The following is a 14,565-nucleotide window of genomic DNA, read 5'->3' as shown; positions in this document are numbered from 1 at the left end:
GGCCGGTCCGCTCGCGGCGGCCGACCGGTGCGCCAGTTGCTGCTCGATCACGCCAGCAGGCTACCGATTCGGCCGCCCATTGCCGTTGCCGGTACCGCCACCGCTGTTCGGAGCCGTGGTCGTGGCGCCCCCGTCCGCGGGCGCGACCGGCTGCCCGGACATCGGACCGGTGCCGCCGCCCTGCTGTTCCTGGGTGGGCTCGGGCTGGGTCTGCTGCCGCTGGTTCTGCGGGTTCGGCGCGAGGCCCGGCACCGGGATGGAGAACCCGGGCAGACCCGGGATCGGCATCTGGCTGGTGGTGACGACCGGGGGCAGCGGCGCCTCGGTGGTCGAGGGCGCGGTGTACGGCGCCGACCAGGACGGCACACCACCCTGCGAGCTGCCGATATTGCCCGGCTTCGGGAAGGACTCGTTCGTCGTGCCCTTGAGCGCGCCGTCCATCGTCGACTTCCAGATGTCGGACGGCAGGCCCGAACCGTAGATCATGCCGCCATTGACGTTGCGCAGCTTCTCGTTTCCGGCGGCCGTGCCGATCCACACCGCGGTGGACAGCGACGGCGTGTAGCCGACCATCCAGGCGTCCTTGTTCTCGATGGTGTCGCCCAGCTGGGCGGTACCGGTCTTGGAGGCCGACTGGCGGTCACCCGCGAGCTGATGCTTGTTCGAGTACTGCGCGATCGGCTTCATCGCGTCGGTCACGTTGTCGGCCACCGCCGCCGAGACCTTGCGCTCACCGGCCACGTCGCCGCGGTCCATCAGCACGGTGCCGTCGGAGGCGACCACCTTGGTCACGAAGTGCGGCGCGTGGTACATGCCCGACGCGGCCAGCGTGGCGTAGGCCGAGGCCATGTCCAGCACGCGAACGTTGTACTGGCCCAGCACGATACCGTTGTTCGGCGACGAGCCGTCCGGCTCCACCAGCGTCTTGCCGATGCCGTCGACGCTCGCGGGGATGCCGAGCCGGTGCGCCATGTCGGCGATCTTCTGCGGGCCGTTGCCCGGCATGTCCAGCATCATCCGGTAGAAGCTGGTGTTGTAGGACCGCTTGGTGGCCTCGGCGATGGTGCACATGCCGCAGTTCTCGTCGGCGACATTGTGGATCTCGATGCCGTTGACCTTGAACGGCGAGGAGCTGTCGTACATGGTCGAGAGCGGCTTGCCCAGTTCCAGGTTCTCGGCCAGGCCGAACACCTTGAACGAGGAGCCCGGCTGCAGACCGGCATTCGCGAAGTCGAAGCCCTGGCCGTCGGAACCGCCGTAGTAGGCGCGCACCGCACCGGTCTTCGGATCCACCGACACCACCGCGGTCTTCAGCTTCTCCGGCTCGCCGTCCATCACCTTGGTCACCGCGTTGACGGCGGCGTCCTGGGCCTTCTGGTCGATCGTGGTGGTGATCTGCAGGCCCTGGGTGTTCAGGTCGTGCTCGGAGATGCCCGCGGCTTCCAGCTCCTTGAGCACCTGGGTCTTGATCAGGCCCTCCGGGCCCGAGTCCAGGGTCTTGTCGTGCTGCGCCTCCGCGGCCGAGATCACCGGCGGGTACTGCATGCTGGCGCGGTCCGCGGCGGGCAGGTTGCCGCCGTCGACCATGCCGTCCATCACGTACTTCCAGCGGGTCTGCGCGCCCTGTGGATTCTTCTCCGGATCCAGGTTCGACGGCTGCTGGATGGTGGCAGCCAGGACCGCGCCCTCGGCCACGCTCAGATCCTGCACCGGCTTGTTGAAGTACGCCTTGGACGCCGCGTCGATGCCGTACGCGCCGCGGCCGAAGTAGATGGTGTTGAGGTAGGCGGCCAGGATCTGGTCCTTGGACCACTGCTTGGCCATCTTGGCCGAGATCACCAGCTCACGCAGCTTTCGGGTGAGCGAGTGCTCGTTGCCGACCATCGCGTTCTTCACGTACTGCTGCGTGATGGTCGAACCACCACCGGCGCTCGAATTGCCGGTCAGCTGACCGACGAACGCGCGGCCGAAGCCCTGGATCGAGAAGCCCGGGTTGGTGTAGAACGACCGGTCCTCGGCCGCGATGACCGCGTTGCGGACGTGCGGCGGGATCTGGTCGATCGTCACATCGGTCCGGTTGCCTTCCGGCGGAATGATCTTCGCCAGCACCGAGTTGCCGTCGGCCATGTAGATGGTGGCCACCTGATTGTTCTTCAGGTCGCCGGGCTGCGGCACGTTCACCGTCGAATAGGCGTACAGGAAGACCGTGCTGCCCAGGCCCAGCACCAGCGCCATGCCCACGTAGATGGTCCGGCGGATGATCCGCCAGATGGAGGTCTTGCGGGGCGTGCCCTTACCGCCGCCCTTGCCGCCCCCGGAACCGTTGCCGCCCGGCCGCCGCGGCGGCGGGCCGGGCGGGGTGCCGCCCTGGGGCCGCCGGGTGGCGGGCTGGCCGCCGGTCGGCGGTCGATTGCCCTCGGCCGGACGGGTCCGCGTCGCCGCGCCCGCGCCCGCCGCGGCGCCCGCGCGGACCCCGCGATCGTCGACCCGCTGGGTGCGGTCCGAGGCGGCCGCCCGGGAGACGTGATTCGGAACCGCCTGTCGCGCGCCGGTGTTCACGCGCTGATCGGCGGCGGGGTTCGGAAGCTTGCGGGTCGCATCCGGATTGCCGGGTCTGGGCGGCGGCGATCCGGGCCGCCGGACCGGCTGCCCGCCCTGCGGCGCGCCCCCGCGCTGCGGCTGGCCGTTCGGTCCGCGCGGCGGCATCCCGCCGGGACCGCCGCCATTGCCGCGCTGCGGGCCACCGGGCCCCATGGGCTGACGCGCCCCGGGCGGCGGCCCCGCGGGCCGTCCTCCCTGGGCCGGCGGCGGGTAACCACCGGGGCCGGGTTGCGAACCGCCACGGGGGCGGCCGCCGTGCGGTCCGTCGTCATAGGGCGATGTCACAGCCTGGCTCTCCAATTACTTCTCGATACGGTCCGGGTCCCCGGGCAGGGCTCGATGCGGTCACTGTCGGTGCACCGCGGCGGGCATGCGTGCCCGCGGATCAGCAGTCGACGTGGCCTCTCACTCGGCGGCCGTACGACGGGTGCCGGTGCGGCGTCGGCCCGTCGGCGCCGGGGCTAGGCCCAGCACATAGGACTGCACGAGATGGTTCCAACTGCAGGTCCGGCACACCTCGACCACATGCACCGAGAACTCCTCCCGAGTCTCGGCCAACCGGACCAGTTCCTCCGGCGCGCGAGCGGAGCCCGCGACGGCGCCCAGGCCGTCGCCGTAGACCCACGAGACGAGTGTCAACTGCTCTTTCCTGCAGATAGGGCATGTGACCTCGCTTCCCCGCCCGTGGAACTTCGCCGCCCGCAGGAGGTACGGATTGGCATCGCACACATCCGCGACGTCCACCCGTCCCGCGTAGACGTCGGCCAGCAGGGACCGGCGCCGAAGCGCATAGTCCACTACCTGCCGCTGTATTCGCACGCGACCCAGAGTACTTGCGGTGGCCCTCGGCCCGCACGCCCCGGACGGACTCTGATCAATTCGCCACACGGCGTAACGCGGCTCACCACACACCGCATCGCGGTGGTTCGGTGCGCCGTTTATATCGGCGCGATATAGTTTGGAACTGCATCCATCGGTTAGGTCTGAACACAACAGTCAGGGGGTGAAGCCCGGTGCTGGAGTTGGCAATCCTCGGGCTGCTCCTCGAGTCGCCGATGCACGGCTACGAGCTGCGCAAGCGGCTCACCGGTCTGCTGGGCCCCTTCCGGGCCTTCTCCTACGGGTCGCTGTATCCGACCCTGCGGCGCATGCAGGCCGACGGCCTCATCGCGGAGGAGAGTCCGCAGGGCTTGGCAACGCGCCGTGCGCGGCGGGTCTACAACCTGACTGACCCGGGACGGGAGCGGTTCGCCGAACTGCTCGCCGACACCGGACCCCAGAACTACACCGACGACGGCTTCGGCGTTCATCTGGCCTTCTTCGGCCGCACCCCCGCGGAAGCGCGGATGCGAATCCTGGAGGGGCGGCGGAGGCAGGTCGAGGAGCGCCGAGAAGGACTGCGGGAAGCGATAAAGCGAGCCAGTGGGCAACTGGACCGCTATACCCGCCAGCTCCATCAACTCGGTCTCGAATCAAGCGAGCGCGAAGTGCGCTGGCTCAACGAGTTGATTGCTGCGGAGCAATCGACGAAGGCGGCACCACAGAAAGAGGGAAATATCGGCCATGAGTGAGATCAACACCGAAGTTCGGGTGGCCATCGTCGGCGTGGGTAACTGCGCATCTTCCCTGGTTCAGGGCGTGCAGTACTACAAGGACGCCGACGAGAATTCGACCGTCCCCGGACTCATGCACGTGAAGTTCGGTCCGTACCACGTCCGTGATGTGAAGTTCGTCGCCGCGTTCGACGTCGACGCCAAGAAGGTCGGCTTCGACCTGTCCGACGCGATCTTCGCCAGCGAGAACAACACCATCAAGATCTCCGACGTGCCGCCGTCGGGTCTGACCGTGCAGCGTGGACCGACGCTGGACGGCATCGGCAAGTACTACGCGCAGACCATCGAGCTGTCCGAGGCCGAGCCGGTCGACGTCGTCCAGGCGCTGAAGGATGCCAAGGTCGACGTCCTCGTCTCCTACCTCCCGGTCGGTTCGGAAGAGGCCGACAAGTTCTACGCGCAGTGCGCCATCGACGCGGGCGTGGCCTTCGTCAACGCGCTGCCCGTGTTCATCGCCTCCGACCCGGTCTGGGCCCAGAAGTTCGTCGACGCAGGCGTGCCGATCGTCGGCGACGACATCAAGTCCCAGGTCGGCGCGACCATCACCCACCGCGTGATGGCCAAGCTGTTCGAGGACCGCGGCGTCGTGCTGGACCGCACCTACCAGCTGAATGTCGGCGGCAACATGGACTTCAAGAACATGCTCGAGCGTGAGCGCCTGGAGTCGAAGAAGGTCTCCAAGACCCAGGCCGTGACCTCCAACCTCGAGGGCCCGCTCTCGGGCAAGGTGTACGACCGCAACGTGCACATCGGCCCGTCGGACTACGTCGAGTGGCTCGACGACCGCAAGTGGGCCTACGTCCGGCTCGAGGGTCGCGCCTTCGGTGACGTGCCGCTGAACCTGGAGTACAAGCTCGAGGTGTGGGACTCGCCGAACTCGGCCGGCATCATCATCGACGCCGTCCGCGCCGCCAAGATCGCCAAGGATCGCGGCATCGGCGGACCCGTCCTCCCGGCCTCGGCCTACCTGATGAAGTCGCCGCCCAAGCAGCTGGCCGACGACGTGGCCCGCGCCCAGCTCGAAGCCTTCATCATCGACGCCGAGTAGTCGACGCTCGTAAGGCAAAGGGCGGCATCGCAATCGCGATGCCGCCCTTTATCGCTTTTCGACGTCAGTCGAGGGAGACGTACACCTCGACGGATGTGGGACCGGTGTAGCGCTCGATCTCCGCGGCGTGGGAGCGGGTGATGGTGCCCGCGTTCTCGGCCTTGGCGACCTGGGCCCAGGCGGTGCGGAGCAGGTCGTAAGGCTTGTCCGAGACAACGAATTTCGCGTAGCGGCCCGAGGGGATGCGGGTCATCACGTCGCCGGTGTCCAGGTCGGGCAGGCCCGAAAGCTCGTATCCGAGAACGGCTACCGCGTGATCGTTCTGGCCGATGTAGGCGGCGACGCGTTCGGCCTTCTTCTCCCGGGCCAGGTAGCGGTCCCAGGTGAAGTTCACCAGGTCCAGGTCGCGGGCGGTCACCTCGCGGCCCGCCAGGGGGATGGTCAGCCCGCCGACCAGGAATTCCTCCAGGGTGACGATTTCGAAGTCCACTGCTCCCCTACCCCTCCGCGCTCGGATCCAGCGCGACGAAAACCTCCACCGTCCGGTTGTCCGGATAGTGCTCGAAATCCCCGGTGTAGGCGCGCACCAGGCTGCCGGCCGCCTCGAGGTCCCAGACCGTCCGCCAGATCGACACGATCACGTCGCCGAGATTGTCGCCGCTGCGAATGAAGCGCGCGAATACGCCGCCCGGGATACGCGCCAGTACATCGCCGGGCAATAGGTCGTCCGGATTCTTGCATTCGTAGCCGACGATATGGGTCAGATACGAACCGATCTCGGGTGCGTGATCCACGTACGCGGTCGCGGGCGGGCCCGGCAGATCACGTGCGATCGTTCTTTTCCAGGCCTCCTCGACCTTCGCGCGGCGCGGCCCTTCGACCGCGAGTGCCGGGCTGCGTAGCACCGTTCCGGCTACCAGCGTTTCGTGGCGTTCAACAACATTGAATTCCACCGGCGTCGCCCCTAAGTCTCGTGCTGTCTCCGACCCCACCCTGCTCCCAACCCGCATCCTGCCACCGGCATTCGGAGTCGCTGAATCCGGTAGCGGGTTCCACAATATCCGCGGCCGCGCGCGGATGGAGCGGTAGGCACGAAACATGATCAACAGGACATGAATGTTATGAACGCTACCCGGGGACGGGGACGTTGAGGCCGGGGAAGATCTCGACCTCGCGGGGCGTGGGAGCGGGCGGGATGACCAGGACCGGTGCCTGCGCGGGGGCCGGGGCCGGCGGGTTCAGGATGTCGTAATTGCCGTTGGCCGGGGGATTTCCGGCGACCGGCGCCGAACCGGGGAACTGGTCCACCGGTGTTCCGGCCAGCGCGGCGTCCATCGTCTGCTTCCAGATGTCGGACGGCATGCCGGAACCGTAGATGGCGGCGCCGCGGGCGGTCCGGATCGGTTGGGGCTGTTCGGTTCCCACCCAGACCGCGGTGGACAGGGCCGGGGTGAAGCCGACCATCCAGGCGTCCTTGTTCTGGCCGGTCGTGCCGAGCTGGGTGGTGCCGGTCTTGGCCGCGGACGGGCGGCCGGCCAGGCCGTGGCCGTTGGAGTAGGCGGCGATGGGGAGCATGGCCTGGGCGACGGAGTCGGCGACGCCGGCCTGGATGCGCTGCTCGGACCGGCCGGGCGCGGCGTCACGGTCGAGCAGCACCCGGCCGTCGCCGGTCACGACCTTCTGCACGAAATAGGGTGCGCGGTAGGCGCCGGAGGCGGCCAGGGTGGCGTAGGCCGAGGCCATGTCGATCGGGCGCACCGAGTACGCGCCCAGCACGATGGCGGGCAGCGGCGGGCCGCCGCCGTCCTCGGTCAGGGTCTTGCCGGACACGCCGGGGATCTGGTCGGGGATGCCGGCCTGGTGGGCCGCGTCGGCGATCGCCTTCGGGCCCTCGAACAGGGTTCCGGACAGCCGGTAGAAGCTGGTGTTGAGCGAGCGCTTGAACGCCTCCCCGAGCGAGCAGGTGCCGCAGGATTCGCCGTCGACGTTCTGGATCTTCTCGCCGTTGACGGTGAGTGGAGCGCTGTCGAGCTGGTAGGTCAGCGGAATTCCCTGCTCCAGCGCGGCGACCACCGCGAAAGTCTTGAAGGCGGAACCGGTTTGCAGCGGGGCCTGCGCGAAATCGAAGCCGATGCCATCGGCTCCGCCGTAGTAGGCGCGCACCGCGCCGGTGCGCGGGTCGACCGACACCACCGCCGAGCGCAGTTCGCCCGGCTGCCCGGCCAGCGCTCTGCCGACCGCGGTCAGCGCGGCCTGCTGGGCCTTGGCGTCGATGGTCGTGATGATCTGCAGGGCGCCGGTATTCAGTTCGCGTTCGCTGATCCCGGAGGCGCGCAGTTCGCGCAGCACCTGGGCGCGGATCAGGCCCTCGGGGCCGCGCGAGGTGCCGTCGTCCGCCGCTGTGCCCGGGATGATGAGCGGGAACTGGGTGGCGGCGCGGTCGTCGCGGGTCAGCGTGCCCATCTCGACCATGCCGTCGAGCACGTAGGCCCAGCGGGCGCGCAGCTGGTCGAGGTGGGTCTCCGGGTCCAGCAGCGACGGGGTGCGGATGACCGAGGCCAGCACGGCGCCCTCGGCCAGGGTGAGTTCGGGGGCGGGCTTGCCGAAGTAGGCGTGGGCGGCGGCGGAGATGCCGTACGCGCCGCGACCGTAGTAGATGGTGTTGAGGTAGGCGGCGAGGATCTCGTCCTTGCTCCATTCACGGGCCATCTTGGCGGAGATGATGAGCTCGCGCATCTTCCGGCTCAGGGTGCGTTCCGAACTCAGGAAGGCGTTCTTCACGTATTGCTGGGTGATGGTGGAGCCGCCGCCCGCGTCGTCGCGGCCGAGCAGGTTGTCGCGGGCCGCGCGCAGGAAGGCCGAGGTGGAGTAGCCGGGATTGGAGTAGAAGTTGCGGTCCTCCGCCGATAGGACGGCCTGGCGTACGGGTAGCGGCACGTCGGTGAGCGGCACCGGCACCCGATTACCGTCCGGCGGAACGACCTTCGCGGTCACGGTGGCGCCGTCGGAGGTGAAGATGGTGGCGATCTGGTTGGTCTGCACCGCGTTCGGGTCCGGGATCTCGGCGCTCCAGTAGGCGACGCCCAGCAGGGTGGTCGGCATGACCACCAGGACCAGGAACAGTGCCAGGACCAGTCGCCGGATCTGTTGTCCGCGGGTGCGTGTCGGCGGAGTATCCGGCTGATCAGGGTTGACGGGCGGTTTGACTCGCCGCCGTGGGCGGCTCGGCGAGGGATGCCGCTGCCGATGGGATGCGCTGGCTGCCAGCTCGTTCCACTCCGCCCTGGCGGCGGACGCTTCCGGTTCTCCTGCGTGCCGGTCGTAGGACGAGCTCACGAGCATCTCCTTCCGGAGCGTCGACAAAGCGCGGTTCGACCCCACCCGGGTGGGGAGCACACGAGAACCCCGCAGCACCGGCCGCGGTGGGACCCATGCTAATCGAGGTCCCCCGCGACTCCGCCCATTTGCCTAGCTCTTGACGCCGCCCGCGGTGAGGCCGGAGATGATGCGGCGCTGGAACAGCAGCACCATGATGACCAGCGGAATGGTGACGATGGTGCCCGCGGCCATGATCGCCGTATACGGCTGGACCAGCGGGTTGTTGCCCGAGAAGCGGGCCACCGCGACCGTCACCGGCTCGGTCTTGTCGCTGGAGAGCAGTCGCGCCAGCAGGTATTCGTTGACCGCCGCGATGAACGCGAGGATGGCGGTGGTGAACACGGCGGGCGCGGCCAGCGGCAGCATGATCAGGCGGAACGCCTGGAACCGCGACGCGCCGTCGATCCGCGCGGCTTCTTCGAGCTCCCAGGGGAGTTCGGCGAAGAAGGACGCCAGGATGTACACGGTCATGGGCAGCACGAACGAGATGTTCGGGATGATCATGGCCTGGTAGTGGCCGATCCAGCCGAGGTCGGTGAACAGCTGGAACAGCGGGGTCACCAGCACCACCACGGGGAACATGGAGGCGGACAGGATGAGTCCGGACACCAGGTACTTGCCCTTGAAGGTGAGCCGCGCCAGCGCGTAGGCGGCCATGATGCCGATCAGCAGCGCCACCACCGTGGTGGCCGCGCCGATGATCACGCTGTTGCCCAGCGCCCGGCCGAAGTTGTTGCCGCGGCTGGTGTCGAAGGCGTTGCGGAAGTTCTCGAGCGTGACGTGGGTGGGCCACGGCGTGTTGTCGAAGGTGTAGGCCGGATCGCGCAGCGCGGTCACGACCATCCAGTAGAACGGTCCCAGACCCCACACCAGCACGATCAGCGCGCCCAGGTAGACGCGGCCGGACGCGAGTCGCTTGCTCCACGGAAGCGCTTGCGGCGCGGGCTTGTTCGCGGCCCGCTCGACGACGTTGGTGCTCATCAGTGGGCCTCCCGCTGTTCTTCCTGGGTGCGAACGGCGTTCGCGCCCAACACCTTCACCAGGAAGAACGCCACGGTGAAGATGAGCAGGAAGGTGATCACCGACAGCGCCGACGCGCTGTTCGGGCCCTGGCGCACCTGATCCACCACCAGCATGGAGATGGTGCGGGTGGCCGGGTTGGACTGGGTCATGATCGCGGGCAGGTCGTACATGCGCAGCGCGTCCATGGTGCGGAACAGCACCGCGACCAGCAGCGCCGGCTTCAGCAGCGGCAGGGTGATGTGCCGGAACCGCTGCCACGCGGACGCGCCGTCCACGCGCGCGGCCTCGTACACGTCCTCCGGAATCACCTGCAGGCCCGCGAGGATCAGCAGCGCCATGAACGGGGTGGTCTTCCACACGTCGGCGGCGATGACCGCGAAGCGGGCCGGCCACGGGTCGGCGGTCCACAGGATGTGGGTGCCGAAGATGCGGTTCACCACGCCGTCGTACTGGAACATGAACTCCCACAACCGCGCCGTGACGGCGGTCGGGATGGCCCACGGGATGAGCACGGCGGCGCGCAGCAGGGCGCGGCCCTTGAAGGTCTTGCCCATGATGACCGCCATGCCGAGGCCGATGCTGGCCTCCAGCGCGACGGTCACGACGGTGAACAGCAGGGTGACGCCGATGGCGGCCCAGAACTGCGAGCCCAGGTTGCCGGTCGGGCAGTCCACCGTCTCGCCGAGCGAGTTGGTGCACTGCTGCAGCAGCCAGTGCGTGTAGTTGCTGAAGCCGGCGCCGCCGCCCTCGACGAACATGCCGGTGGACTTGTCCAGGCCGGAGTCCTTCTGGAAGGACATGATCAGGGCCCGGACGACCGGATAGCCGATGACCACGGCCAGGGCGAGCAGCACCGGTGTGACGAACACCCATGCGCGGGCGGAGACGCCCAGTCGCTCACCCCGGCGCTTGGTCTGCGGCGCGTTGTTCTGTGGCGCTACGGATTTCACGCTCGGCTCCGTACGGTCGGGCGACTCGATATCGGTCGCTCCCGAAGGACGTGACACCTGTTCTCTTCTCCTACGGGACTCGGCCCTTGATCGTTCTCCGGGGCTTCGCCGTCGAGCACGCCCTACGATCCGGCGGTCTCGATGCCCTTCTGCATGCCCGCGATGGCATCGTCGACCGACTTGTTTCCGGTCAACGCAGCATAGGCGTTGTCCTGGATGGCCTTCGACACCGCGGGGTAGAAGGGGGTCACCGGCCGCGGCACCGCGGAGGCGATGGATTCCTTCAGTGCGGGAAGATACGGCATCTTGGCGATCAGCGCCGGGTCGTCGTAGACCGAGGCGCGGACCGACGGCAGCGCGCCGGAGGCCACGATGTGCTGGGCGTCCTCGCTGATCAGGAAGCGCAGGAAGTCCAGCGCGGTGGCCTTGTTCTTGGAGAAGGCGCTGATCGCGGCGTTGTAGCCACCGAGGGTGGAGGCGCCGACGCCGTCCTTGCCGGGCAGCGGGGCGACGCCGAACTTGTCCTTCACCGCGGAGGCGTCGGAACCGGCGTCACCGAAGGTGGACGGCCAGCCGCGCATGAACATGAGCTTGCCGGTGACGAAGGCGTTCTGCGACTCCGGTTCCTTGAAGGAGATGCCCTCCTTCGGGATGTCGCCGTTCTTGTAGGCGTCGACCAGGGTCTGCAGACCGGCCTTGGACTGCGCGCTGTTCACGGTCGGGGTCTTGCCGTCGGCGCCGACGAAGCTGCCGCCGAAGGCGTTGATGACTTCGGCGGTGTTCACGGTCAGACCCTCGTAGGGGGCCAGCTGGCCTGCGTAGCAACCGATTCCGGCGTCCCGGGCCTTCGGGCACATGGAGATCATCTCGGCCCAGGTCTTGGGCGGCTCCGCCGTCAGGTCCTTGCGGTAGAACAGCAGGCCGCCGTTGGTGTTGCGGGGCGCCGCGTACAGGGTGCCGTTGTAGGTGGCCGAGGCGACCGGCGGCGACAGCAGGGTGGAGGTGTCGATCTGGAAGGAGTCCTTCAACGGCTGGATCCAGCCCTTGGCGGCGAACTCCGCGGTCCACGGCACGTCCAGCGCGACCACGTCGTAGTCCGACGCCTTGGCCTGCATGTGCTGCTTCAGGTCGTCGTACTGCTGGGAGGCGTCGTTGGACTGCTCCTTGAACGTCACCTTCTCGTCCGGGTGGGCGGCGTTCCAGCGCTCGACCAGCTGCTTCACCGCACCGGTCTCGGTGGTGTCCTTGCCCTCCACATAGGTGATCGGGCCACGGCCGGTGAGGTTCTCACCGATCGATCCGTTGCCGCTGGAGCTGCTCGAGCAGCCACTGGCGAACGTCGCGGCCAGCAACGCCGTCGAGGTGACGGCCAGCACGGCACGCGGCACCAACGTCGAACGTAGAGAGGACACCTTCTTCAAAGCCATCGCGGATACTCCAGGGTCGAGACGTGAGCGGCGGCACACCCAGCCGGTTGCACAAGGGAAGATACATGGTGGCTGTTCCCCGTGCCTGGAGTACCTGGTCCGATCGCGCGTGACCACCGTGATCACCGATACCGCTACGCTGGGTCGCGATGTCTTCTCAGGACAAGATGCTCACGCGGATCGGGGGGCTGCTGCGGCAGGCCGAATCGACCGACAACGAGCATGAAGCCGAGGCTTTCCTCGCGGCCGCGCAGCGGCTCGCGACCGGCTCGTCGGTGGATCTGGCGGTGGCGCGGGCGCATATCGCCAACCGGGAACGACGCCCCACGCCGACGCAGCGGGTGATCCCGATCGGGGAACCCGGAAAACGTGGTCTACGCACGTATGTTCAGCTGTTCGTGGCCATCGCCGCCGCCAATGACGTGCGCTGTGACGTGGCCCGCAGTTCGACGACGGTGTACGCCTACGGTTTCGACACCGATATCGACACCTGTTCGGCGCTGTACACCAGCCTGCTGGTGCAGATGGTGCGTGCCTCCGACCACTACATCAAAACGGGCGCGTACAAGACGGCCACCGCGCAGAAGGTCGTCGTCGAAAGAAAATTCGGCCGCGTCTACCACCATCCGGTGGAGGTGCCGGTCGCGGCGGTGACGGCCCGCCTGAACTTCCAGATGGCCTTCGCCGCGCGAATCGGCCGTCGCCTCGGCGAGGTGAAGGCGGAGGTCGAGAAGGAAGCCGTGCGGGCCGATGCCGCCGGAGCCGCGCCCACGGGCACCGCGCTCGCGTTGCGGGACAAGGAGCTCGAGCTCACCGACTATTACTCGCGCACCTCGGAGGCGCGTGGCACCTGGCGGGGCCCGCAGGCCTCGGCCGGGTACTCGGCGGCCGCCCGGCGAGCCGGGGACCGGGCGGGCAAGGCCGCGCGACTGGGCGGCGCCGCCGAACTCGGTGGCGCGCGCGGGCAGTTGCCGCGCGGTTCGGGCGAATAGCGGACGCGCGCATGGCTGCCCGGGATGCGCAGCGGTCCCAGGTGTACGACGCCGAGGGGCTGGTGCGCGGAATGTTCGACCGTGCCGACGAATTCGAGACGCGGACGGTCGAGGTGCACGGATCGCATCTGACGCTGCCCATCGAGCGGCGGTTCGGGTCGGTGGAATCGGTGCAGACCTACGCGGACCGGGTGCTGGCGCTGAATTGGGTGCGTGCCCGGTGGGATCGGGCGGGGGTGCCGATGACGGTGCGCGCCCGGGCCGGGACCAAGGCCGCGCACTACGAGTCGGCGGGCGCCGTGCTCGCGGTGCCGCTGCACGCCGGTGGAAGTGCCTGGGCGCTCCGCGAATTGGTGATCTTGCACGAGCTCGCGCACCATCTGGATCCGGAACTGACCGAGGCCGCGCCGCACGGCCCCGACTTCTGCGCCAGGTATGTGGAGTTGGTGGACGGCGTCATCGGGCCGGAAGCCGCACTGTTGCTGCGCACCACGATGTACTCGTGCGGCGTCCGGATCGCCTGAACAGCGCGCTAGGGCAGCATTTTCCGGACTCGGGCCAGGCGCTGACGCCACCACTCGGTGCGTTCGGCGTCGGGGTGGCGGTACCGGTCCAGGAGTTCGGGGTCCGGGGCCGGGGGAGTGCGCGGCACGTCCAGCCAGCCGTCGACCGGGCGTAGCGGCGCGGTGACCACATCGCCGGTGAGCAGCGACAAAGTGTCGAGGCCGCAGGCGAAATCGAGGTGGGGGAGCGCTCCGGCCAGCGCGACCTGCGCGGCCAGTCCGACGCTGGTCTCCAGCGCCGACGACACCAGGCACGGCAGCCCGGCCGCCTCGGCGACCTCGAGCGCACGCCGCACCCCGCCCAGCGGAGTGCATTTCAGCACCGCCACATCCGCGGCGCCCGCGACCGCCACTCGCAGCGGGTCCTCGGCGCGGCGGATGGACTCGTCGGCGGCGATGCGGACCTCCACCCGCTTGCGCACGGCCGCCAGTTCCTCGACGGTCCGGCACGGCTGCTCGACATATTCCAAACCGCCTGCGGCCCGGTCGATCCGCCCGATCCGGTCGATCGCGGTGTCCACGTCCCAGAGGCCGTTGGCGTCGACGCGCACGGCCCCGTCCGGTCCGAGCGCGTCGCGCACCGCCGCCACCCGTTCCAGATCCTCGCCGAGCGATTCCGGATGGTCGGCGACCTTGACCTTCGCGGTCCGGCACCCCGACGCCGTCACGATCTCGTACGCCCGTTCGGGCCCGACGGCCGGCACGATGCAGTTGACCGGCACCCGATCCCGCACCGCCTCCGGCCATCCCACCGTGGCCTGCTCCACCGCTGTGGCCAGCCACGACGCCGCCTCGCGATCGCCGTACTCCGGGAACGCGCAGAACTCGCCCCACCCGGCGGCCCCGGGAATCAGCATCCCTTCGCGAACGGTGATCCCCCGGAACCGGGTTCGCATCGGAATCGCGTACACCGCCGCCGACTCGAAATCCACCGCGCTCTCGTTCACCCACCGCACCCTACCCACCGCCC

General features: G+C 68.6%; 13 protein-coding genes. 4 read left to right on the top strand and 9 right to left on the bottom strand.

Annotation, left to right across the window (positions count from 1 at the left end; all coding sequences use genetic code 11):
- Positions 1-60: 60 nt before the first annotated feature.
- The gene (locus ACQP06_RS34755) at positions 61-2,235 is read right to left on the bottom strand and encodes a transglycosylase domain-containing protein (RefSeq protein WP_433673521.1); all 2,175 of its coding nucleotides are present in this window, start codon (positions 2,233-2,235) and stop codon (positions 61-63) included.
- A 771-nt stretch (positions 2,236-3,006) separates the two neighbouring features.
- Entirely contained in the window at positions 3,007-3,420 is a 414-nt protein-coding gene (locus ACQP06_RS34750; protein ID WP_357097436.1) for a DUF5318 domain-containing protein, read from the bottom strand.
- Positions 3,421-3,614: 194 nt separating this feature from the next.
- Between ACQP06_RS34750 and ACQP06_RS34745 the strand changes: the two genes are divergently transcribed.
- Positions 3,615-4,172 (top strand): PadR family transcriptional regulator, encoded by a 558-nt coding sequence (locus ACQP06_RS34745; RefSeq protein WP_357097434.1) that lies wholly within the window; start codon positions 3,615-3,617, stop codon positions 4,170-4,172.
- Complete coding sequence (locus ACQP06_RS34740; protein WP_379276733.1) at positions 4,165-5,262, top strand: inositol-3-phosphate synthase; 1,098 nt, start codon at positions 4,165-4,167, stop codon at positions 5,260-5,262. The genes ACQP06_RS34745 and ACQP06_RS34740 overlap by 8 nt, the downstream gene beginning before the upstream one ends.
- 64 nt (positions 5,263-5,326) lie before the next feature.
- On the opposite strand, the gene ACQP06_RS34735 is transcribed toward ACQP06_RS34740, so the two are convergent.
- From ACQP06_RS34735 to ACQP06_RS34710, 6 genes are all read right to left on the bottom strand, one after another.
- Positions 5,327-5,752: a GyrI-like domain-containing protein gene (locus ACQP06_RS34735; RefSeq protein WP_357097430.1), complete on the bottom strand. Its 426-nt coding sequence runs from the start codon at positions 5,750-5,752 to the stop codon at positions 5,327-5,329.
- 7 nt (positions 5,753-5,759) lie between these two features.
- Complete coding sequence (locus ACQP06_RS34730; RefSeq protein WP_387305169.1) at positions 5,760-6,215, bottom strand: effector binding domain-containing protein; 456 nt, start codon at positions 6,213-6,215, stop codon at positions 5,760-5,762.
- 175 nt (positions 6,216-6,390) lie between these two features.
- The gene (locus ACQP06_RS34725; protein ID WP_433669335.1) at positions 6,391-8,604 is read right to left on the bottom strand and encodes a transglycosylase domain-containing protein; all 2,214 of its coding nucleotides are present in this window, start codon (positions 8,602-8,604) and stop codon (positions 6,391-6,393) included.
- Between the two features lie 126 nt (positions 8,605-8,730).
- The gene (locus tag ACQP06_RS34720; protein WP_433669333.1) at positions 8,731-9,621 is read right to left on the bottom strand and encodes a carbohydrate ABC transporter permease; all 891 of its coding nucleotides are present in this window, start codon (positions 9,619-9,621) and stop codon (positions 8,731-8,733) included.
- Positions 9,621-10,613 (bottom strand): carbohydrate ABC transporter permease, encoded by a 993-nt coding sequence (locus ACQP06_RS34715; RefSeq protein WP_433669331.1) that lies wholly within the window; start codon positions 10,611-10,613, stop codon positions 9,621-9,623. The genes ACQP06_RS34720 and ACQP06_RS34715 overlap by 1 nt, the downstream gene beginning before the upstream one ends.
- 122 nt (positions 10,614-10,735) lie before the next feature.
- A complete protein-coding gene (locus ACQP06_RS34710; protein ID WP_433669329.1) occupies positions 10,736-12,040 on the bottom strand; it encodes an ABC transporter substrate-binding protein in 1,305 nt (434 codons plus the stop codon).
- A 149-nt stretch (positions 12,041-12,189) separates the two neighbouring features.
- On the opposite strand from ACQP06_RS34710, the gene ACQP06_RS34705 reads away from it, so the two are divergent.
- Positions 12,190-13,032, top strand: coding sequence for a DUF2786 domain-containing protein (locus ACQP06_RS34705; protein WP_433669328.1), 843 nt, complete (start codon positions 12,190-12,192; stop codon positions 13,030-13,032).
- Positions 13,033-13,043: 11 nt separating this feature from the next.
- Positions 13,044-13,556, top strand: a complete 513-nt coding sequence (locus ACQP06_RS34700) for a TIGR04338 family metallohydrolase (protein WP_433669326.1) — start codon at positions 13,044-13,046, stop codon at positions 13,554-13,556.
- Positions 13,557-13,564: 8 nt separating this feature from the next.
- On the opposite strand, the gene ACQP06_RS34695 is transcribed toward ACQP06_RS34700, so the two are convergent.
- Positions 13,565-14,542 carry an o-succinylbenzoate synthase gene (locus tag ACQP06_RS34695; protein WP_433669324.1) on the bottom strand — a complete coding sequence of 326 codons (978 nt, stop codon included), beginning with the start codon at positions 14,540-14,542 and terminating at the stop codon, positions 13,565-13,567.
- Between the last annotated feature and the right edge of the window lie 23 nt (positions 14,543-14,565).

It is taken from the genome of Nocardia sp. CA-136227, assembly GCF_050955695.1.
Classification (GTDB): domain Bacteria; phylum Actinomycetota; class Actinomycetes; order Mycobacteriales; family Mycobacteriaceae; genus Nocardia.
This window is presented reverse-complemented; position numbering and strand designations above follow the sequence as displayed.

Excerpts from the sequence above, each read along its gene's own strand:
- ACQP06_RS34710 (WP_433669329.1), bottom strand. The coding sequence starts at position 12,040 with ATGGCTTTGAAGAAGGTGTCCTCTCTACGTTCGACGTTGGTGCCGCGT.
- ACQP06_RS34755 (WP_433673521.1), bottom strand. The coding sequence starts at position 2,235 with ATGGCGCTGGTGCTGGGCCTGGGCAGCACGGTCTTCCTGTACGCCTAT.
- ACQP06_RS34700 (WP_433669326.1), top strand. The coding sequence starts at position 13,044 with ATGGCTGCCCGGGATGCGCAGCGGTCCCAGGTGTACGACGCCGAGGGG.
- ACQP06_RS34740 (WP_379276733.1), top strand. The coding sequence starts at position 4,165 with ATGAGTGAGATCAACACCGAAGTTCGGGTGGCCATCGTCGGCGTGGGT.
- ACQP06_RS34705 (WP_433669328.1), top strand. The coding sequence starts at position 12,190 with ATGTCTTCTCAGGACAAGATGCTCACGCGGATCGGGGGGCTGCTGCGG.
- ACQP06_RS34725 (WP_433669335.1), bottom strand. The coding sequence starts at position 8,604 with ATGCTCGTGAGCTCGTCCTACGACCGGCACGCAGGAGAACCGGAAGCG.
- ACQP06_RS34720 (WP_433669333.1), bottom strand. The coding sequence starts at position 9,621 with ATGAGCACCAACGTCGTCGAGCGGGCCGCGAACAAGCCCGCGCCGCAA.